The sequence below is a fragment of the Mycobacterium sp. NGS35 genome (assembly GCF_059812855.1).
Window position 1 is genome coordinate 466,085 of record NZ_JCALDL010000001.1, and the last position, 20,037, is coordinate 486,121.

At 66.3% G+C, this 20,037-nt stretch carries 21 protein-coding genes and 1 pseudogene; all 22 read right to left on the reverse strand.

Annotation, left to right across the window (positions count from 1 at the left end; translation table 11 throughout):
* Nucleotides 1–7 precede the first annotated feature (7 nt).
* Entirely contained in the window at nt 8–1,777 is a 1,770-nt protein-coding gene (gene sppA, locus AC5Y4C_RS02305; RefSeq protein WP_499951872.1) for a signal peptide peptidase SppA, read from the reverse strand.
* 41 nt (nt 1,778–1,818) lie between these two features.
* The gene (locus AC5Y4C_RS02310; protein ID WP_499912227.1) at nt 1,819–2,025 is read right to left on the reverse strand and encodes a hypothetical protein; all 207 of its coding nucleotides are present in this window, start codon (nt 2,023–2,025) and stop codon (nt 1,819–1,821) included.
* Nucleotides 2,026–2,144: 119 nt separating this feature from the next.
* Complete coding sequence (gene rplO, locus AC5Y4C_RS02315) at nt 2,145–2,588, reverse strand: 50S ribosomal protein L15 (RefSeq protein ID WP_499912230.1); 444 nt, start codon at nt 2,586–2,588, stop codon at nt 2,145–2,147.
* Nucleotides 2,585–2,776, reverse strand: coding sequence for a 50S ribosomal protein L30 (rpmD, locus tag AC5Y4C_RS02320; protein ID WP_499912232.1), 192 nt, complete (start codon nt 2,774–2,776; stop codon nt 2,585–2,587). Before rpmD ends, rplO begins: the two co-directional genes overlap by 4 nt.
* Before the next feature lie 2 nt (nt 2,777–2,778).
* Entirely contained in the window at nt 2,779–3,447 is a 669-nt protein-coding gene (gene rpsE, locus AC5Y4C_RS02325) for a 30S ribosomal protein S5 (protein WP_499912234.1), read from the reverse strand.
* A gap of 31 nt (nt 3,448–3,478) precedes the next feature.
* On the reverse strand, nt 3,479–3,877 hold the full coding sequence (rplR, locus tag AC5Y4C_RS02330; RefSeq protein WP_499912236.1) for a 50S ribosomal protein L18: 399 nt from the start codon (nt 3,875–3,877) through the stop codon (nt 3,479–3,481).
* Nucleotides 3,878–4,417 (reverse strand): 50S ribosomal protein L6, encoded by a 540-nt coding sequence (gene rplF, locus AC5Y4C_RS02335; protein ID WP_499912239.1) that lies wholly within the window; start codon nt 4,415–4,417, stop codon nt 3,878–3,880. It lies immediately after the preceding gene.
* Between the two features lie 15 nt (nt 4,418–4,432).
* The gene (gene rpsH, locus AC5Y4C_RS02340; RefSeq protein WP_499912241.1) at nt 4,433–4,831 is read right to left on the reverse strand and encodes a 30S ribosomal protein S8; all 399 of its coding nucleotides are present in this window, start codon (nt 4,829–4,831) and stop codon (nt 4,433–4,435) included.
* Nucleotides 4,832–4,871: 40 nt separating this feature from the next.
* Nucleotides 4,872–5,057: a type Z 30S ribosomal protein S14 gene (locus tag AC5Y4C_RS02345; protein ID WP_499912243.1), complete on the reverse strand. Its 186-nt coding sequence runs from the start codon at nt 5,055–5,057 to the stop codon at nt 4,872–4,874.
* Complete coding sequence (gene rplE / locus AC5Y4C_RS02350; protein ID WP_499951873.1) at nt 5,057–5,620, reverse strand: 50S ribosomal protein L5; 564 nt, start codon at nt 5,618–5,620, stop codon at nt 5,057–5,059. The genes AC5Y4C_RS02345 and rplE overlap by 1 nt, the downstream gene beginning before the upstream one ends.
* A complete protein-coding gene (gene rplX / locus AC5Y4C_RS02355; RefSeq protein WP_499912247.1) occupies nt 5,617–5,937 on the reverse strand; it encodes a 50S ribosomal protein L24 in 321 nt (106 codons plus the stop codon). The genes rplE and rplX overlap by 4 nt, the downstream gene beginning before the upstream one ends.
* Nucleotides 5,938–6,306 carry a 50S ribosomal protein L14 gene (rplN, locus tag AC5Y4C_RS02360; RefSeq protein ID WP_499912249.1) on the reverse strand — a complete coding sequence of 123 codons (369 nt, stop codon included), beginning with the start codon at nt 6,304–6,306 and terminating at the stop codon, nt 5,938–5,940.
* Nucleotides 6,307–6,548: 242 nt separating this feature from the next.
* On the reverse strand, nt 6,549–6,974 hold the full coding sequence (locus AC5Y4C_RS02365) for a DUF7144 family membrane protein (protein ID WP_499912251.1): 426 nt from the start codon (nt 6,972–6,974) through the stop codon (nt 6,549–6,551).
* Between the two features lie 38 nt (nt 6,975–7,012).
* On the reverse strand, nt 7,013–7,891 hold the full coding sequence (locus AC5Y4C_RS02370) for a formylglycine-generating enzyme family protein (protein WP_499951875.1): 879 nt from the start codon (nt 7,889–7,891) through the stop codon (nt 7,013–7,015).
* A 115-nt stretch (nt 7,892–8,006) separates the two neighbouring features.
* Nucleotides 8,007–8,091 (reverse strand): annotated as a pseudogene (locus AC5Y4C_RS02375) (ribbon-helix-helix protein, CopG family); the annotation flags it as partial.
* A 27-nt stretch (nt 8,092–8,118) separates the two neighbouring features.
* A complete protein-coding gene (locus AC5Y4C_RS02380; protein ID WP_499951876.1) occupies nt 8,119–10,470 on the reverse strand; it encodes an arylsulfatase in 2,352 nt (783 codons plus the stop codon).
* Between the two features lie 140 nt (nt 10,471–10,610).
* Nucleotides 10,611–12,296 carry a glycosyltransferase family protein gene (locus AC5Y4C_RS02385; protein WP_499912257.1) on the reverse strand — a complete coding sequence of 562 codons (1,686 nt, stop codon included), beginning with the start codon at nt 12,294–12,296 and terminating at the stop codon, nt 10,611–10,613.
* The gene (locus AC5Y4C_RS02390) at nt 12,293–13,765 is read right to left on the reverse strand and encodes a glycosyltransferase (RefSeq protein ID WP_499965016.1); all 1,473 of its coding nucleotides are present in this window, start codon (nt 13,763–13,765) and stop codon (nt 12,293–12,295) included. Before AC5Y4C_RS02390 ends, AC5Y4C_RS02385 begins: the two co-directional genes overlap by 4 nt.
* Complete coding sequence (locus AC5Y4C_RS02395; protein WP_499912262.1) at nt 13,762–15,276, reverse strand: hypothetical protein; 1,515 nt, start codon at nt 15,274–15,276, stop codon at nt 13,762–13,764. The genes AC5Y4C_RS02390 and AC5Y4C_RS02395 overlap by 4 nt, the downstream gene beginning before the upstream one ends.
* Before the next feature lies 1 nt (nt 15,277).
* Complete coding sequence (locus tag AC5Y4C_RS02400; RefSeq protein ID WP_499965017.1) at nt 15,278–17,218, reverse strand: hypothetical protein; 1,941 nt, start codon at nt 17,216–17,218, stop codon at nt 15,278–15,280.
* A 125-nt stretch (nt 17,219–17,343) separates the two neighbouring features.
* On the reverse strand, nt 17,344–18,699 hold the full coding sequence (locus tag AC5Y4C_RS02405) for an alpha/beta hydrolase (RefSeq protein ID WP_499965019.1): 1,356 nt from the start codon (nt 18,697–18,699) through the stop codon (nt 17,344–17,346).
* A 55-nt stretch (nt 18,700–18,754) separates the two neighbouring features.
* Nucleotides 18,755–19,963: a lipase family protein gene (locus AC5Y4C_RS02410; protein ID WP_499965021.1), complete on the reverse strand. Its 1,209-nt coding sequence runs from the start codon at nt 19,961–19,963 to the stop codon at nt 18,755–18,757.
* Nucleotides 19,964–20,037 lie beyond the last annotated feature (74 nt).

Here is a 20,037-nt window from a genome sequence, read left to right on the forward strand (position 1 = left end):
CCAACGCTCAGAAGCGGTGCTCCCCCAGCCACAGCACCTGGGCGCCGCTGACGGCGCGCCCGGCCTGGTCGACCAGCCCGGCGACCGATCGGCCCAGCACCACGGCTACGGCTTCGGGTAGCGACGCGGCGGCCGGCTGCGACGACGGCCGGGGCCGCAGGAAGTCCAGCCACGACGCGCCGGGATAACTGACGATGTGGACGTCTTCGTCGGCGTCCAAGCCGGCCAGGATCTTCGCACGCCGGATCGCTGTGCGCAGGCCGCCGAGTTCGTCGACCAGGCCGCGGTCGAGGGCATCTGCGCCTGTCCACACCCGGCCGCGAGCCACCTTGTCGACGTCGTCGACAGAAAGGTTGCGACCGTCGGCGACGCGCTTGACGAAGTCCTCGTAGAAGAGGTCGGCCTCCGCTTCGACTTGGGCGCGCTGCTCTTCGGTGAAAGGGGTGTCGATGGACCAGGCGTCGGCATTTGCGTTGGTGCGCACGGCATCTGAACGCACCCCCAGCTTGTCCTTGAGCTCGCGAGCGACGAATTTGCCGGTGACCACACCGATCGAGCCGGTGATGGTGCCCGGGTTGGCGACGATCGCGTCGGCGGCCATCGACACGTAGTACCCACCGGAGGCAGCGACCGAGCCCATCGACGCGACCACCGGCTTGCCTTGGCCGCGAAGGCGGTTGACCTCACGCCAGATGGTCTCCGAGCCGGTGACCGACCCACCCGGGCTGTCGACGCGCAGCACCACCGCGGCGACGTCGTCGGCGGCACCGGCCTCACGCAGGCCCGCGGCGATGGTGTCGCCGCCAGCGCTGTTCGATCCGAACGGCAGTGCCCGCGGGCCGCCGCGGCCACTGACGATTGCACCGGCCACCGTGACGACGGCGATCGACGGCTTGCCTTTGCGCCCAGGCACTTTCGGCGTGGGCAAGCTCGGGCGCTGCGTGCGGGCGTAGCGGGCGAGATACAGCCGTGGCGGCTCCTTCTCGGGATCGGCGGTGTCGGCGCCGACCAGCTCGGCGATGCGGGCGTATGCCTCGTCGCGGAAGCCGATCCGGTCCACCAGCCCGCCGGCGAGCGCGTCGTCACGCAGCAGGGGCGCACGGTCGGCGAGCGCGTCGACGTCGGCGACATCGAGCTTGCGCGACTCTGCGATCGCTTGCCACACCTGGCTGTGCAGGCTCTCCACCAGCCGGGTGTCGGCTTCGCGGTGCGCGTCGGTGTAGCTGTCTTCGGTGAAAAGGTTTGCCGCAGACTTGTATTCGCCGCGCGCGACGAATTGCGCGTCGATGCCGGCCTTGTCCAGTGCGCCCTTGAGGAACAGCGCGTGGGCGGCGAATCCCACCAGCCCGACGGTGCCTGAGGGCTGCATCCACACCTCGCGAAACGCCGACGCGAGGTAGTAAGCCAGTGTGCCGGGGTACGTTTCGGCCCAGGCCAGCGACGGTTTGGCCGCGCTGAACGCCGCGATCGCGTCGCGCAGTTCCTGTATCGGCCCCGCAGGTGCGGCCGGGATCTGCACGCGCGCGATCAGCCCGCTGACCCGGTTGTCCTCTGCGGCCCGATGAATAGCTGCGACGGCCTCTCGCAACAGCAACGGGCGTCCGCCGGCGGTGATCACCGCCAACGGATCGAAGCCTCCGGTCTCCGGCGGTACCGCCTGCAGATCGAGTTCCAGCACGCAGCCCTTCGGGATGCCGTGATGACGGGCCGTGTCGACCTTGCGGCTCAGGGATCTCAGGTCATCGAGGTCGGGTACGCCGGGCAGGAAGCTGAACATACCGTCACCCTATGCGCTGGCGAGCAGGCGCAACGGGGTGGCTAGCCGCCGTACGGTGTGGCCTTCACGGCAGGCGCGGCCGACGGGGTCTCCGGAACGCTCGGCGGCGTCGACTGGGTGATCGTCGTGCCGGCGCCGCCGAACTTGTTGTCGGCACGCGCCTGATGGCCGCTGCCGAACACGACGGTCAGAACCGTCATCGCCGCAATCCCTGCCGTGCCGAGTGCCACCAGGACCGTTTTCGTCACAGTTGCTCACCTCGCTTTCGCATCGGCAGGCACGCTAACTTCTGCAGATTGCCGTGAGGAAACGCTTCGTTACCACGACGTTTCGTCACCGCCGCGCGGGCATGCTCGGCGCGATGGGGCTAGGACAGCTCGGTGACGGATCCGCCTGCGGCGGTGATCTTCTCGCGTGCGCTGCCACTGAACTTGTGCGCGCTGACCGCCACCTTCACCGAGATCTTGCCGTCGCCCAGAACCTTCACCAGCGTGTTCTTGCGCACCGCACCCTTGGCCACCAGCTCGTCGACGCCGACGTCGCCGCCCTCGGGGAACAGCCGGTTGATGTCGCCGACGTTGACGACGGCGTACTCGGTGCGGAAGCGGTTGCGGAAGCCCTTGAGCTTCGGCAGCCGCATGTGGATCGGCATCTGGCCACCCTCGAACGTCACCGGCACGTTCTTGCGTGCCTTGGTGCCCTTGGTGCCGCGGCCGGCGGTCTTGCCCTTCGAGCCTTCACCGCGGCCGACGCGGGTGCGCTTGGTTTTCGACCCGGGTGCGGGCTTGAGGTCGTGCAGCTTGATCGTCATTTGTTCGCCTCGACTGCTTCTACTTCCACGAGGTGGCGCACTACCGCGATCAGGCCACGGGTCTGCGGATTGTCCTCACGCACCACGGAATGACGGATGCGCCGCAGGCCCAATGTCCGCAGGCTCTCCCGCTGCTTCCAGCGGGCGCCGATGGTGCTGCGCACCTGGGTGATTCGAACGTCTGCCATGGTCACGCCGTTCCTTCACGCGCCGCCGACGCCGCCAGCGCTGCGTTCTCGCGCCGAGCGCGCAACATGCCGGCCGGCGCGACATCCTCGATCGGCAGGCCGCGGCGGGCCGCCACTTCCTCCGGACGCTGCAGCAGCTTCAGCGCGGCCACCGTCGCATGCACCACGTTGATCGCGTTGTCGCTGCCCAGCGACTTGGCCAAAATGTCATGCACGCCAGCACATTCCAGCACCGCCCGCGCGGCGCCGCCGGCGATCACGCCGGTACCCGGGCTGGCCGGGCGCAGCAGCACCACGCCTGCGGCGGCTTCACCCTGCACGGGATGGGTGATCGTGCCGCCGATCAGCGGCACCCGGAAGAAGTTCTTGCGCGCTTCCTCCACGCCCTTGGCGATCGCGGCCGGCACCTCTTTGGCCTTGCCGTAGCCGACACCGACCATCCCGTTGCCGTCGCCGACGATCACCAGCGCGGTGAAGCTGAACCGGCGGCCACCCTTGACCACCTTGGACACGCGGTTGATCGCGACGACGCGTTCGAGGTAGTTGCTCTTCTCGCCGCCGTCGCGGCCACGGCCCTCGCGGCGGCCGCGCCCCTCGCGGGGTCCGTCGCGCTGGTCGCGAGTTTCGGTGCGGCCCTCGGATACCGGCGGGCCACCCGCCTGCTCGGCCATCATGCTGTCCCTTCGTCGAAAGTCAAAGTCATCAGAACTTCAGCCCGCCTTCTCGTGCCGCATCGGCCAGCGCGGCGATCCGTCCGCCATAGGTGTAGCCGCCGCGGTCGAACACCACGGTGTCGATGCCAGCAGCCTTGGCGCGCTCGGCGATCAACTGCCCCACCCGCACGCTGTGGGCCTTCTTGTCGCCCTGCACTGCCCGGACATCGGCCTCGATGGACGACGCGGCGGCCAGCGTGGTGCCGGTGAGGTCGTTCACCAGCTGCACGTGAATGTGCCGCGACGACCGGTGCACCACCAAGCGGGGACGTTCGGCCGTTCCCGACAGCTTCTTGCGCAGCCTGGCGTGGCGGCGCAGCCGCCCGGCACGCCGCACAGCGGACACACTCTGGCCGACCGGCTTGTGCTTGTTTTCGGTACTCGTCATTTACTTGCCCGTCTTTCCGACCTTGCGGCGGATCTGCTCGCCCTCGTAGCGCACGCCCTTGCCCTTGTACGGGTCGGGACGGCGCAACCGGCGGATGTTCGCCGAAACCTGGCCGACCTTCTGCTTGTCGATGCCCGAGATCGAGAACTTCGTCGGGCTCTCCACCGCGAACGTGATGCCCTCAGGCGCCTCGATCACCACGGGATGGCTGTAACCGAGCGCGAATTCGAGGTTGTTGCCCTTCAGCTGCACGCGGTAGCCGACGCCGTGGATCTCCATCTTCGTGGTGTAGCCCTGCGTCACACCGGTGACCAGGTTGCTCACCAGCGTGCGCGACAGCCCGTGCAGCGAGCGGTTGCGCCGCTCGTCGTTCGGCCGGCTGACGATGATCTCCCCGTTGTCGTTGCGTGACACGGTGATCGGCTCGGCAACCTGCAACGCGAGCTCGCCCTTGGGTCCCTTCACCGAGACGTTCTGGCCGTCGATCGTGACGTCGACGCCCGCCGGAACGGGAATCGGCTGCTTACCAATACGCGACATCTGTTCCGTTCCCCCTCACCACACGTACGCGAGGACTTCGCCACCGACGCCCTCGCGGGCCGCCTGACGGTCGGTCTTCAGACCCGACGAGGTGGAGATGATGGCCACACCGAGGCCGCCGAGCACCCGCGGCAGGTTGGTGGACTTGGCGTACACGCGCAAACCTGGCTTGGACACGCGGCGCAGTCCCGCGATGCTTCGTTCCCGGCTGGGGCCGTACTTCAGTTGCACCACAAGCGATTTGCCGACGCGGGCATCTTCGGTGCGGTAGTCCGCGATGTAGCCCTCGTTCTTGAGAATCTCGGCGATGTTGGCCTTGATCTTGCTGTGCGGCAACCGAACTTCGTCGTGGTACGCCGAATTGGCGTTGCGCAGACGCGTCAGAAAGTCTGCGATGGGATCCGTCATCGTCATCGGGCTACCTCAATGCTCTTCGCGCAAGCGCTCATCGACCTCACCAACTAGCCTTCTGCACGCCCGGCAACTGGCCGGCGTGCGCCAACTCCCGCAGGCAGATTCGGCACAACCCGAATTTGCGATACACCGCGTGCGGACGGCCACACCGGCTGCACCGCGTGTACGCGCGCACCTTGAACTTCGGCTTGCGCTGTTGCTTGTTGACCAAGGCCTTCTTCGCCATCAGTTCTCCTTGAAGGGAAAGCCGAGTGCCCGCAACAGCGCCCGTCCTTCCTCGTCGGTCGTCGCCGAGGTGACGACGGTGATGTCCATGCCGCGCGGCCGGTCGATCTTGTCCACGTCGATCTCGTGGAACACCGACTGCTCGGTGAGCCCGAAGGTGTAGTTGCCGGTGCCGTCGAACTGTCTGGGGCTCAACCCGCGGAAGTCGCGGATACGCGGCAGCGCGATCGTGATCAACCGGTCCAAGAACTCCCACATCCGGTCGCCGCGCAGCGTCACCCGCGCACCGATCGGCATGCCTTCGCGGAGCTTGAACTGCGCGATCGACTTGCGGGCCCGCCGGATCTCGGGCTTCTGGCCGGTGATCAGCGCCAGGTCGTTGACTGCGCCGTTGATGAGCTTGCCGTCGCGGGCGGCGTCGCCGACGCCCATGTTGACGACGACCTTGACGATGCCCGGGATCTGCATCACGTTCGCGTAGCCGAACTGCTGCTGCAGCGCGCCACGGATCTCTTCGCGATAGCGAAGTTTGAGGCGGGGCTGGATCTTTTCGACCGTCGTCATGGGATGTCCTTGCCGTTGCGCTTGGAGACGCGGACCTTCTTGCCGGTCTCTTCGTCGATGCGGTAGCCGACGCGGGTGGGCTTGCCGTCGGAGTCGACGATCATCACGTTGCTCACGTGAATCGGCGCTTCCTGAGTGACGATGCCGCCCGAGCGGGCGCCGCGCTGGTTGGTGGAGACGGCGGTGTGCTTCTTGATCCGGTTGACGCCCTCGACGAGCACTTTGTTGTCTTTCGGGAACGCCTTGAGCACCTTGCCTTTGGCGCCCTTGTCTTTACCGGAGATGACGAGCACGGTGTCGCCCTTGTGGATTTTCATCTACAACACCTCCGGGGCCAGCGAGACGATCTTCATGAACCGCTTTTCGCGCAGCTCGCGGCCGACGGGCCCGAAGATGCGCGTGCCGCGCGGATCGTTGTCGGCCTTGATGATCACGGCCGCGTTCTCGTCGAACTTGATGTAGCTGCCGTCCGCACGCCTGCGCTCCTTGGCGGTGCGCACCACCACGGCGCGCACCACGTCACCGCGCTTGACGTTGGCCCCAGGGATGGCCTCCTTCACGGTCGCGACGATCACGTCGCCGATGCCGGCGTAGCGTCGCGACGAGCCGCCGAGCACCCGGATGCACAAGATCTCCTTGGCGCCCGTGTTGTCGGCGACCTTGAGCCGCGATTCCTGCTGGATCACAAGATCTCCTCGACAGTGGTATGTGCACGCCGAGGGAAAGCCCGAACGTGCGCGGTCTTGGCGTCACCGAAGGGCACGCGGGGCCAACCAGCGCGAACGCGGCCAGCCGAGGTCTGCCCAAGGCAACCCCTAGATTCTAGGGGACGACCCGCGAGCAGCCAAATTGCCCGCCTCACCCCGCGAGCGGGCGTGTTTGCACAGCGACACGCCGCCTCCACCCGGACGACGGCGCACGCTCGCGCTCATCTGAGCGTGCTGTCCACGCCCCTGTCCCACGTCGCGACAGCCCAGATCACGATCACGTCCAGTGCGATCACCACCAGCGACCACACCGGGTAGTAGGGCAGCCACAAGAACATCACGACGATCGACACCGACGCGATCACAATGGCCCCGACGCGCGCCCAGTCCCGGCCGGTGATGAGGCCGATGGCGATCGCCGACAGCACGACACCCAGCACGATGTGGATCCAGCCCCACACCGTGGTGTTGAACTTGTACACGTAGTCGGCGGTGACCACCAGCAACTCGTCGTTGACCACCGCCGACACGCCCTGGAAGAAGGTCAGCAGTCCGGTGACCAAGAGCAATGCGCCGGCGGCGATCGACGTTCCGGCTGCGACGACGTTGCGGACACGGTGGTTCTCTGTGGGGTTGCTGTGCGTCATGTGCACTTCTTTGCCCGTTGGCGGAATCGGCTAAACGGTCAGCCTGCGACGCACCGAAATCCGATGTGCGTGGTGGCGGTGTCGCGCGCCTGCGGAGACCGGGCGGCGGGGCGGTACCGGTGGCAGTACTCGGGTGCGCACAGATGCGAGCCGCCTTTCAGCGTCTGGTTGACGCTCGGATTTGCCGACGGGATGGTGTTCGACGGTGCACAGCACGCGCCGCCGACGCGGTGGTGCGGCGAGTATTCGGTGGTGGTCCACTCCCAGACATTGCCGATCATGTCGACGAGCCCGAAGCCGTTGGGGGCAAACGTGCCGACCGGTGACGTCCCCACCCAGCCGTCGGCGCCGTCGTTGCGGTAGGGGAAGCGGCCCTGCCACGTGTTGGCCATCAGCCGGCCACCGGGACGTGGCTCGTCACCCCAGGGATATACCGACGTCGAGCCGGCCCGGGCTGCGTACTCCCACTCGGCCTCGGTGGGCAGTCGCCGGGCCGCCCATTGCGCGTACGCCCACGCGTCCGGGTAGGCGATCTGTACGACGGGGTGGTCGGGCTTGGCGACGACGTCGCTGTAGGGCCCGAACGGGTGGCGCCAGCTCGCCCCGGGCGCCCAGTCCCACCACTGCCGCCAGTCGCGCAGATCGACGGGGCCGGCGCTGGGTTTGAACACCATTGCGCCGGGCACCAGGTCGGCGACGGCCGCCCCCGGATACAGCGCAGGATCAAGCGGCTGCTCGGCGACCGTCAAATACCCTGTGGCACAGACGAATTCGGCGAACTGCTGATTCGTCACCGGATGCTGCTCGATCGCGAATCCCGCGACAGTGGCGGTGTGGACGGGCGCCTCTTCGGGGTAGAAGCTCGTCGACCCCATGCGGAACGACCCGCCGGGCAATTCGACCAGCTCCGTCAGCATGTGCCCAGAGTAAGGCGTGCATCCGCCGCTGACGCCCGACGCTCACGCCATCGTGAACGGTGGATGTAGTTCGGCCAACACCGGAAATGCCGGACGTTCAACGTCGCCCGCTCGAGGCCCGTGACACCCCTTCCTGTTCGGCGAGCCGGTCCAGCGTTGCTGTTCGCTCTCGCGTCGAGATAGATGTTGGTGCGCTTCATACACACAAATACACCGCCGACAGTTTTCTAGTCCTTCGCGAACGCCAGCGCCAACTCCTTCTCCAGGTCCTCGTAGGGCTGCCCGGAGATGTCGACGACCACCTGGTCGATCGTTCCGCCGGTAAACGCATACGGCGCTTTGTAGGCAGCCGAGACCGCCGACCCGCTGTTACGCCCGACCGACAGGCTCGCTCCCGCCAGGCCGAAGGTGCCCGGGTGGGCCTTGACTTCCGCCCGGGCCGCCACCGCCTGCTCGTCGACGTAAAGCGTGGCTTCTCCTACAGGTGTGTGACTGCCCTCGACGATGCCCACTCGGCCATAGCGGACACCGAAGACGTGCCTGCCCAGCGGCACCGGGCCCGGTGCCGAGACCTTCTGTTCTTCGTCGCCCATGAAGTTGTAGACGTAGTGCAGCCTGCCGTCCTGAATGAACAGCACATGCCCGCCGTGCGCACCGCCCTGCTTGAACAGCACACCTTCGGCGCCGGTGGTGTCGACGGACACTTCGGCCAGCACGGAAAACGACTGCCCCCGAATCTCCACCGCCGCACCGATTCCCACTTCGGCGGTGTCGGGGTAGTACGTGAAGCTTTTCCTGTCGCCGGCGAGATACGGCCGCCACCGGGTCATGGTTTCCAGAAGGTTCAAGTCGGCCAACGGCAGTCCGTTGTACTTGGCCGCTTCGGCGAACCAGAGCTGTTTCATCTCCTCGAGCTTGTCCGGCTCCCGCGACGCCAAGTCGTGGCATTGGCTGCGGTCGACGTCGATGTGAAACAGCTCCCAGCGGTCCTGCTCGAAGTGCGACCAGCCCGACGGCGTGGCAGCGTGCACGGTGTCGGCGAACCAGCCTCGATGCCAAATGCCGCGGGTGCCCAGCATCGTGTAGAACTGCGTGTCCTTGCCGGTTTTTGCACACGGATCGTCAAGGGCCGCTTTGAAACTGATGCCGTCGAGTGGCTTCTGCGCAATACCTTTGACGGTGTCCGGCGGCGTGACGCCTAGAAGATCGTACACCGTAGGTGTGATGTCGCAGACGTTGATGTAGTTGTCCCGCACCTCGCCACGCGCCCGAATACCCTTGGGCCAGCCGATGATTGCGGTATCGGCGATACCGCCCTCGTGGGAGGCGTAACGCTTGAACAGCTTGTACGGCGTGTTGAACGCCATCGCCCACCCGATCGGATAGTGGTTGTAGGTGTCCGGCCCGCCGAGGTTGTCGTAGAACCGCAGGCTTTCCTCGACGGTGTCGATGTACCCGTTGAAGAACTTCACCTCGTTCACCGAACCGTTCGGGCCGCCCTCGCCACTGGCGCCGTTGTCGGAGATCACCACGATGATCGTGTTGTCGAGCTGGCCGGACTCTTCGAGGTAGTCCAGGATGCGGCCGAGCTGGGCGTCGGTGTAGGACAGGAAACCGGCGAACACCTCCGCCATCCGGCAGAACAGCTTCTTTTCTTCGTCGGCCAGGCTGTCCCAGGGCCGCACGGTGTCCTGCAGCGGCCACGGTTCGCCGTTGGGCCCCTTGACATCTGAGTACGGGTTGAGCGGCGACAGCTCGGTGTCGGGCGGGACGATGCCCAGCCTTTTCTGGTTTTCCAGGACGATGTCGCGATAACGCTCGTAACCCATATCGAAGGTGCCCGCGTACTTGTCGGCCCATTCTTTGAACACGTGGTGCGGCGCATGACCGGCGCCCGGGCAGACGTAGGAGAACCATGGCTTGTCCACAGCGATCGTCTTCGCGTCGCGGATGAACTCGATTGTCTTGTCGGCCAGGTCTTTCGACAGGTGGTAGCCCTCCTCGGGCGTGGCCGGCGGGGCGACGGGATGGTTGTCGTAGACGAGGTCGGGATACCACTGGTCGGTTTCCCCGCCCATGAAACCGTAGAACCGCTCGAAGCCGCGTGACAACGGCCAGTGGCGTTTGGTGGCAGCCAGGTTCGATTCCTCGAGCGGGGTCAGGTGCCACTTGCCCAGACAGTAGGTGTTCCAGCCGCGCTCGGCGAGCACCTCGGAGATCAGTGCGGTGTCGAACGGAATGCGTCCGTTGCTATTCGGGAATCCGTCGGTGAACTCCTCGATGGTTGCCATGCCGACGGTGGTCGCGTTGCGTCCGGTCAACAGTGACGCACGCGTCGGCGAACACAGTGCCGTGGTGTGAAACTGCGAAAGCCGCACGCCCTGTGCGGCGATACGGCTCATGGTGGGCATCTCGACGAGTCCGCCGAAACAGTCCCACGTGGCGATGCCGTTGTCGTCCCAGACGATGTAGAGAATGTTGGGTGCCCCCGCAGGGGCGGTCGGCGCCGCGTACGGCCCCCAGTCCGGCTCGGAATCTCGAATATCCAGCTCGATCTTGCCCGCAAACTCAGCCGCCATCATCGGCTCCGTCCTGCTGTTTCTGATCCCGACGTGGCCCGGACACTACACCGGCAACGTCGACGTCAGCTGAGAAATCGACGAGCCGCCCACCGACGGCATCGGAGTTCCAGACCACCCGAAACAGGCTGCGGTGAGCCTCAACTCGCGGGCACAGGCTTGTTCACCCGGTAGAGCCGCCAGGTCGGCTGGCTGTCGCCGTTGTTGGGAACCTCCAGTTCCAGCGTGGCGACGTCGGCGCCGGTGTCGTACAGCGTCGGGTAACGCAGGTTTAACGCATCCGAGGCGCCGCGGCCGGTCGGCGGAACGACCAGCATGTACTGGATATTGCCGCCGACCGGATCGTTGAGCAGCGCGACGAAGTCGGGATCGGACGGCACGACGAAGGTCTTGGGCCGCTGCGATGCGGCGACGATCGCGAATCCGTAGACGGTGTCGGTGAGAATCGAGCTGTCCGGCAGGTTGAGCCGGTCCAGGTATGCCGCGATCTGGCGCTCGGTGGAGAACGACGCGGCGATGCGATGCTCGATGGCTTTGCGGGTCGTCACGCTGTCCGGTTGTGGAGACAGCACAGCGCCCAGCGCGTATTCCTGCGGCGCGTATCTCGGTTGGCTCATCCCCCATGCGGTCACCGGGATGCTGACGGCCAAGGCCGCCACCACGCCGGCTGACGCCCACCGCAACCGCCGGGTGACTGGCACGGGCGGCGGCTGGGCCGGTGCATACCGCCCACGCCGCTTCGCGGGCATCACCACACCTTCGGGTGCGGCCAGCAGTGCCAGTGTGGCCGCGAACGGCACCGCCACGATGTAGAACCGCAGGAATCCGAACGTGGAGCCGGTCGCGTAGCTCAGCGCCTGAAAGCTCAGCGCCGCACCGTACATCACCAGCGGCACCAGCAACACCGGCCAGTTGCGCCACCGCCATCGCGCGACGCCGGCCCAGACCGCGATCGGCACCAAGGTCGGCGCCAGCAGCGCGGTGCAGACAAGCGCGAACCGCAGTCCACCGGTCACATCATCCGTCGCACCGCCCGACTGCTGCAGAATCGCGGAATTGCCGTATTGCGAACTGAATTGGGCGAACGCCTGGCCGGTGATCAGCCAGCTGGTCACCGCCCATCCGACGAATGCGGCGAAGCCGGGTCCGCTGACCAGGATCGTGTCCAGCAAGGCACGGCGAATTCGCGGCGCAGGGCGCGCACGCAGATACGTGGTGACACCCACCAGCAGACCGGTCGCAGCGATGCACGCGACCGCGTCGTAGCGGGTGAGGTAAGCCAGTCCCATCGCGACACCGCCGGCGGCAACGAGGTGGTGCACGTCGTCGTCGGTCATCCACATGATCAACCGGCGCACCGCCCACACCAGGAAGAAAAGGAACGGGGCTTCGCTCATGCCGTTGGACCCGTAGAAGACGATCATCGGGTTGAGCGCAAACAGCGCAGCGATGGCCAGCGAGTACCGTCGCGGTAGGCCGCGGTCCAGCCCGATCGACAGGATCTGAATCACGGCACCCGCCATGAAGATCGACGACATGATCGTCCCCGAGAAGGCCCGTTCGGTCATCGCCGGCCACAACGGGCTGAGCAAGATTGCGGGCAGCTGCACCATCGCAGTCAGCGGCGTGAAGATGAAGCCGATCGCCGCCAAGTGCGGTTCACGGCTGAAGAGCACGCTCTGCGCCGCCGAGACCCGCGACAGCGCGTCGCCGAGGATGAACCCGTGGCACACCTGCAGCCAGTAGCCCACCGTCAGATAAGTCACGGAAGCGGCAGAGAAGACGACGATCTTGAGCCGGCGGCCGGAAAGCCAGCCGATTCTCACTGTTGCGCGTCCTCGTCGTCGCGGCGATCGAGCCCGTGAAAAGTCTTCTCCCAGTAGGAGGGATTGCGGATCAACTGGTACAGGCCCTTGGCGGCGGCGACGCTCATCATCAACCAGAACAGGGGGACCGTCAGCGCGGGCACGATCAGGTCAGCGCGATCGTCTTCGCGCAGCGCGATGAAGTTCATGTACAACGTGGCTGCGTTGCCCAGCACCAACGCACACAACGCAGGGAAGTAGATGTATGCGGGAAAGACGGCGCCGACGGCCGCGGGCTGGCCCAAGAACCACAACACCGTGATCAACCAGAAGGCGAGGTTGAGCACCGCGACAATGGGGGTGCCGCCGACCACGAGATTGAACCGGATGAAACTGCGCCAGCCGATGGTCCGCAGCAACTCCCTAGGCTGGCGCATGTGCACCAGCCAGGTCTGCAAATAGCCCTTGTACCAACGGGATCGCTGCCTTACCCAGTTGATGGGGTCGCTGTTGGCCTCTTCCAGGGTGACCGAGTCGACGACGGCCGTCTGGTAACCGGAGGCCGCGATGCGCAGCCCCAGGTCCGCGTCTTCGGTGACGTTGAACGGGTCCCATGCACCGATCTTGTCGAGCACCGGCGACAGGATGTGGTTGGACGTACCACCCAGCGGGATAGGGGAATTCGTTCGCATGAGGCCCGGCAGCAAGTAGCCGAACCACAGCCCGTATTCGGCGGTGAACCAGCCGGTCAGCAGATTCTGGTGGCCGTTGTGATAAGCCAGCTTCGCCTGCACACACGCGACGTTGTCCGGTAGAGCGTTGTAGGCGGCCACCACCCGTCGCAACTGCAGCGGCTCGGGATGGTCCTCGGCGTCGTAGATCGTGACGATCTCACCTGTCGCGAAGTGCAGCCCGTAGTTGCATGCCTTCGGCTTGGTGCGCGGCTCGGCGGGTGGCACGAGGATGATCGTGATCGCCTGGGATTCACCGCAATCCTTTGCCGCCGCGATCGTGACGTGGTCGTCGGCTTCCAGCAGCAGCAGCACTTGCAGCTTCTCGCGCGGATACTCCAGTGCCCCGATCGCCCCGATCAGGTTGCCCACCACTTCGGGTTCGTTGTAGGCCGGCACCAGGATCGTGTAGGGCGGCAGGTCCGCGTCCGGGATGGCCCGCGCCTCTTCGTCGGTCACCACGATGGGCCGTGACGCCAAGCCGCGCCGGAAAATCGCAACCCGGTCGACCATCGTGCACACATAGGCCAACGTGCACAGCCCCACCACAACGACCGCGGTCTGCATCGGTTTCCAGACCACGCAACCGATGACGGTCACCAGAAGGATGATGAGGGCCGGCCGCTGCCACCCTGAAATCGCCTCGGCGGCCGAATGGATCGGGTCGTCTTCGCGCAGCCCGTTGATCGCCCGGTGCAGCGCGTGTTCCCGCTCGGCACTGGAGAAGGTGTCGTAATGGCTATGAGATTCGACGGTCATAAGGTTTGGGCTCGCAGCTTGTCTTTCACCAGCGCCCGACCGAACGCGGTCAGCATGTCAGCGTCCTTGAACACGGGGTTGCGGTCACTGACCGCCGAGTTGCCGCGGAACAGAATCGTGAACATCGAGTTCAACGTCGAGGCGGTTCCGCCGGTGGGAGTGGGAAACGGCGCGTCGGGCTCGTGGTTGTCCACTGACAGCACGACGATGCGCTGCGCTTCACGGGGATTACGCCACGTCCACGACAACGAGTTCCAGCTCACCAAGAGTTTGTCGTCGACAACCGAGACCAGCTGCCCGGTGACGCCGTAGCCGAGATCCACGGTGTGCGGCGGACTGAGCCGGGTGTCGGTGAGGTCGTAGAGCAAGGTGGTCGGGTACACCTCGAACGACATCGGGCGCCGGGTCACGACGCTGTCCACCACGACCGTCCGGGGTCGTCCGAACTTGTCCCACTTCGGATTTCCCGAGGTGGCCTGCATCCACTGCCGGGTGACGTTCGCCGACTTGCCGTACAGCCGCCGAATCCAGGTGAAGTGCTCCTGCTCGGTGAGCTTCCATCCGGTGGGCACAAGCGGGGCGTTGGCGAACGTCATCGAGCTGATCTCGGTGGTCGGGGGCGCCGGTGAGGTGGGCAACTTCATGGTGGACACCGCCAGCGCCACCGCGAACAGCACCGGCAGGCCGACCCACACCTGACCCGCTGCCAGGGGTTCGATTTTGCGCTCCAAGAAGCGCTTCTCTTTGCCGCGCCGGCGATGCAGGAACAGCACCACGCCGACGAGCGAGATCGCCGTCACCACCGGAATCAGTTGGTACGCAAGTAATGGGGCGTCGGGGAAGAACACCGCCATGACGATGAGCACCGCGAAGCCCACACCCCATGCAAGGGTCGAGCCGATCACCGCTCGCCGAACGGTGCGGCCGACCCCGATCGCGGTGGCGAACGCGGCGATGATCAGCGTCGCGGCTCCGCCGGCGACATGAGAGCCGCCCAGCACGATGACGGTCAAATAGTAGGGCAGCGGGAAGATCATCAGCAGCAGCAGCCACACCCACACGAACCGCGTCACCGGACGAAGGCCGAACAGCACCACCGCCGAGCTCACCAAGAACAGCCACAACGCCACCAGGTCTAGCCGCAGCAGGTGGAAATAAAGCGCATAGCGCGCCAGCAGCACGCCTTGGATCATCATGGCGAGCACCAAACCCATTGTCCCGACGATGATGTCGGTTTGGCGGTCATGGATCGGCAGCTCGGTGCGATCGCGCCGCGCGACGCTGACGGCGGCGAGGATTGCCGCGAGTGGAACTGTCCATACGTAGCCGCCCATGCCGCCGTCGAACGTGACCTCGACGACGTTCGCCAGCGACCTGTGGAACGCCATGACCGTCACCGCACCGATGTAGAGCCACCGCAACGCAACCCGGAACGCCGGATGCAACAGGTGCATCCAGGGTGTTCGCTTGGATGCGGTATCCGCCGGACTCGGCTGCAGCGTCGTCGTCACGTCAGCCGCCCGGTTCTCGACGCCTCTTTCGCAGGACGGCCCAGCCCGCGCCGACTGCACCCGCCGCAACCGCCACGCCGGCCGCCCACCACACCCACGCCCTGTCGTCTCCCGACGACGCCTGGGCGGCGGCCGGCGCCGGCGGCACTTGGACCGGATCGCGCCCCTCCGGCTGCAGAACCGCTTCGCCGGACAGCCGCTCCCATCGGCGCACGTCGGCGTCCAGCCAGCCGAGCAACGTATCCAGTTGCGCGGGAACGGCAGTCGAGGTCGCAATGATCAGAGGGCGGTTGCCGTCGTATACGGTCTGCAACGAAGCGAATCGCAGAGACGGATCGAGCGTGAGGGTCGTGGCACCTCCTGTACCGTCCAGTCCGGCCACGCCGATCTCGTTGCCTTTGCCCGCGCTGACGGGCAGCTTGAGGTGTTCGTCGTCCCAACCGTTGGCGGTTACCAGCAGCGCCGGCAGAGCGGAGTTGCGGGCTTCGGACAGCGACGTCACGTGCGTGTCCATCGGCAGCGAGCTCAGCCGTTGCAGCCCTTCGACGATCTGCGCCGCACGCACCGTGTCGGCGAACGAATCGTCACCGATGCCGATTTCCACCCGCGGCAGCAGTGCCTGCGGCAGTGACTGGAAGCCGCGCGGAGCCGGCGGCACCGCGGCCTGAGTGGTCACCGTCGTCGCGCCGTCGATGGTCAGGGTGATCGGCTGGAACTCACCGCAGCGGCCGGTGTTTCCGGCGATGTCGATCGCCACGCCCAGATTCGTGTAGCGCAGCAGCAGGTTGTCGGGGACGTTCACCCAGCGGTCGATCACGCCCTTGGCCTCGGCGGGCCACCGATCGATCGTCTGGCCGCCGATCGCCACGATGACGCTGCCGGCCACGCTCGAAGGCAATGGAGTGTACGAACCCTGAAGGTGCACACGGACATTGCGCACCGAACGGCCGAGCCGGGTCTGGTCGAGCGCAATGGAGACTTGCGGCGCCAGTGCCGTGCTGTTGACGCCGGGTTGGCCAAGATCCCGGATCGTCACCGAGTCGGGCGGCAGCTGCGGGCTCGAACGAAGCGGTCCGACAACGGCTTTCGACGACAGCGCCAACCGGGAGATGTCTCGGGACAGCAGCCTGGTCTGGTTGGTCAGCTCGTTGGCCGGGCCCGAGATCAACAACGACGGCACGCCGGTGCCGCCCTGGAGGCTCAGCCCACTGGTCGGGTCCTCCTTGATCACCACTTGACGCTCCAGCGGCTGCGACGGTGCGGGCGGCCTCGGGGCGTCCCCCGGCAACGGCAGCACACTGACATCGGTGGGCTGCTTGCCGTAGTGGGCCACAGTGGCGGCGGTCAACCGCACCGCGGCGTCGGACTCGGCTCGGGTGGGCTTGGCCGGTAAGAAGATCGTGAGCTTCTGCAGCACCGGCGGCAAGAAGTCGGCGACGGTCGCCGGCGCGGCCTCCACCCCGGCGTAGGTCAACGACAGGTCGACGAGCCGCAGCGGAATCGTCGGGTCGTAGAGGCAGAACCCTTCGACGGGAAACAACGTGCTGCGCAGGACCACTGTGACCGCGTTGTCGACGATCTCCGCGCCGGCGAGCGGAATCACAATCGGCGCCCGGTCGGTGTTCGGCACGTCGACCCGCGAGATCGTGCGGTCGTCCTGCGACACGGTGATCGTGCCGCTGCGCAGGTTCGGCGGCAGCTCGACCGTCGCGTTCACCGACGCGGGCACCAACCCCCGCGGAACCGGAACGGTCAGGTTCTGGGTGCCCTGGGTTCCGTAGAACGACAGGCTCGGGTCCAGTCCCAACGTCCGGTACGCGAGAGTCGGCGAATCAGCGGGAAGCCCGTCGTCAGCCGACGCGATCACCGGCGGCCAGCCGGCGGCCAACCCGAGCGTCATCAACCATGCGGCACCCAGCAACCACGTCTTAGCTGATTTCATTAGCGCTGATGGTAACCAGCCGAATGCTTCGCCAGTGCCGATCAGCGCAAAAGTTATCAACGGGGGCGTTACTGATTGCTGTCAGTTTGTTCAGCCGAACCCCGGCTGATGCCGTAGCGGATGCGTCAGCCGGCGCCCGGCAAACCGATCCTGGGCACGTTGGGTGTGCCGAGCTTGCCGGCCAGCCATGGCAGCGACGCGGCGAATCCGGCACCGGCGGATTGGAAATCGTGCCCACCCCGATAGCCGACGACCGCGCATTCGACTCCATGTGCGCTGAGCAACGCGCACATCTTGTTCGCGTTGTCGGCGTGCCGTTCCGAGTACGGGTCCCAGGCCGCCGTCGCCTGCTCAGGAACAGGTCCGCTCCCCGCCGGCCGGTGTACGGTCGGGACCTGGCCGGAGACGCCGAGCCATGCCGACATGTTGGCGTACGAGCCGCGTCTTTCGATCACGGTCTTCGGGTCGAAGGCAGCCCACGCGTCGCTGTCACCCCCGAACAGCCGGGCAATCGTCTGCCGCTGTGTGCCGGCGTTGGGACCCAGTTGACCATCGAGGTCGACGAAGGCGCTGAACAACTCGGGATGCATCACCGCGGTCATCAACGCGCAGGTGCCGCCTGACGACCAGCCGACCAGTCCCCAGTTCGACGGATCGGCGCTCACGCCGAACCGCGACACCATGAACGGGACAACGTCTTTGGTCAGATGATCGGCCGCGTTACCGCGGGGGCCATTCACACATTCGGTGTCGTTGTCGAACGTGCCGGTCGAGTCCGGAAACACCACGACAGGGGCGTAACCGCCATGCTGCGCGGCGAACTGCGGCAAAATGGCCGCGGCTCCTGCGGATTGCGGCCAATCCGACGGGTGGCTGAACTCCGCGCCGATCATCATGACGGCCGGTAACCGCGGCGGCGGATTGGACCGGAACCATGCCGCGGGCAGGTAGACCAGCTCGGTGCGGTGGCGGAATCCTGAACTCTGCGAGGGGATCTCGACCCATACGAATGCTCCTGCCGCGGGTTTCGCTCCGCTGCGCACCATCGCGGCCAGAGTGGGCTGGTCGATCCAGCCGGCCGGGTGGCTTCCGCTCACGCGTTGCCACAGGGACTCAACGGTCGGGAAGTAACCCGTAGCGGTGTTGAGCGCGGACGCCGCGCAGACCACACACAGCGGAACCGCCACCACCGCGGCCACCCGCCGCCGCCAGGCCTCGCCGCGCCAACCTAGCACCAGAATTGTGACGGCGAAACCAACCATGGCCACCCAAAACACGGTCGCCCATGACGGAAGCTTTCCGGTCCAGCCCTGGTATCTGACGAACAACTGGACAACCGCCGCCACCGCGACCCCAACCATGACGGCGGCCAGCAGGTGCACTGCCGTGCGGCGCGAATACCGCCAGCCGAGCGAGACCGCCAGCACCGCGACGGTCACAACCTGGATCGCGATGGGCAGCCAGCCGCTGGTAAGCGTCATCGTCGCTCACGAAATGAGAAGGCGCGCTGAATGTTTCGCGTCACCACGGACCTGGTCATGGGTTTCCGACGCTCGGGGTGGATTGCAGGACCGACTGACAGTCGTCTGGCGCCGGCCGGCCTCGGAAGCGGTCGTCGATCCATGCCAGTGCATCGCCGGTCGTCGCATCTTCGTCGCCGCGCCGGATCGTTATCACGTCGCCCATCGCGCACGCCCCCTGCAGTGCGCGCTTCGTCCAGACTGCCGGCGTCGAAGGATCCTGGTCGCTGTACACCACCAGCATCGGCGCTTGGGCAGGCCCCTGAGGAAGATTGGTCTTCCGGAGGTAGCCGCGCAGGGTCTCGGCGGCCGCCGTGTCGTCAGGCCGCAGCTCCTCAGGCCCCACCTGCGCCAGTTTCGGCGGCCGGCCCGACGCCGGGTCGGTGCAGCCGAGCGCGTCGTCCCACAGCTGCACGGCGTGACCGCGTCGGTAACTGTCGAGCTTGACGTCGTAGGGGAACTCCGCCTTCAGCGCGGCGAGGTAGCGGATCAGCGTCAGCTTCTGGAGGTCGCTAAGCTGCCCCGCCTGGGCCGCGTCGACGAGTCCCATCACATCGGCGATCGGCGAGATACTTGCTGTACCAACGAGTTTCAGGCCATACCCGTAGTTTTCGGCCAGCTCGTTGGCGGCCCATGCGGCCTGTCCGCCTTCCTTCATTCCCACCGCGGCCCACGACGCCGAGGTGTGCGCGACCACGTTGCGCACGGCCCGGACCGCGTCGATCAGGTTGTATCCGGACGTCGTGGAATCCAGATACGGGTGGTACACGTGCTCGTCGACCGCGGGCTTGCCCAGGCCTTGGTAGTCGGAGACGGTGACGACGTACCCCTGACCCAACAACGCCTGCACGACTGCGGCCGAGCCCTGCAGATCGGCGGACAGCGACGGCGCGCACTCGGGCTTGGTGCCGGCGGTGGCGTGACCGAGTGCGACGATCGGGAACCCGCCTGGCGGTGCGTCGCCTATGGGCACGAAGATCGATGCGCTGACGCGGGTAGTCGAGTCGTTGACCCCCGACCGTGACGTGTAGGTGACCAGGCGTGCCGAGGCCGCCGCGTCCCGCAGACCCGAGTCGAGATTCGTCAGCGGGCTGTCCGCGACCACACCGCCGGGTTGATCGGCCTTCGCCTGTGGGCCCGTGGTTGGCGACGGATCCGAGCGCGATCCGCTGCAGCCGGTCAGGGCGACGACGACGGCCGCCATCACTGCGAGAGTTCGGACCATGGACCTACCCGGCTTGCGTCATCCGCTACGGCGAAGCGGCGGCCCCGATCATACAAATGAGGACCGCACACAGC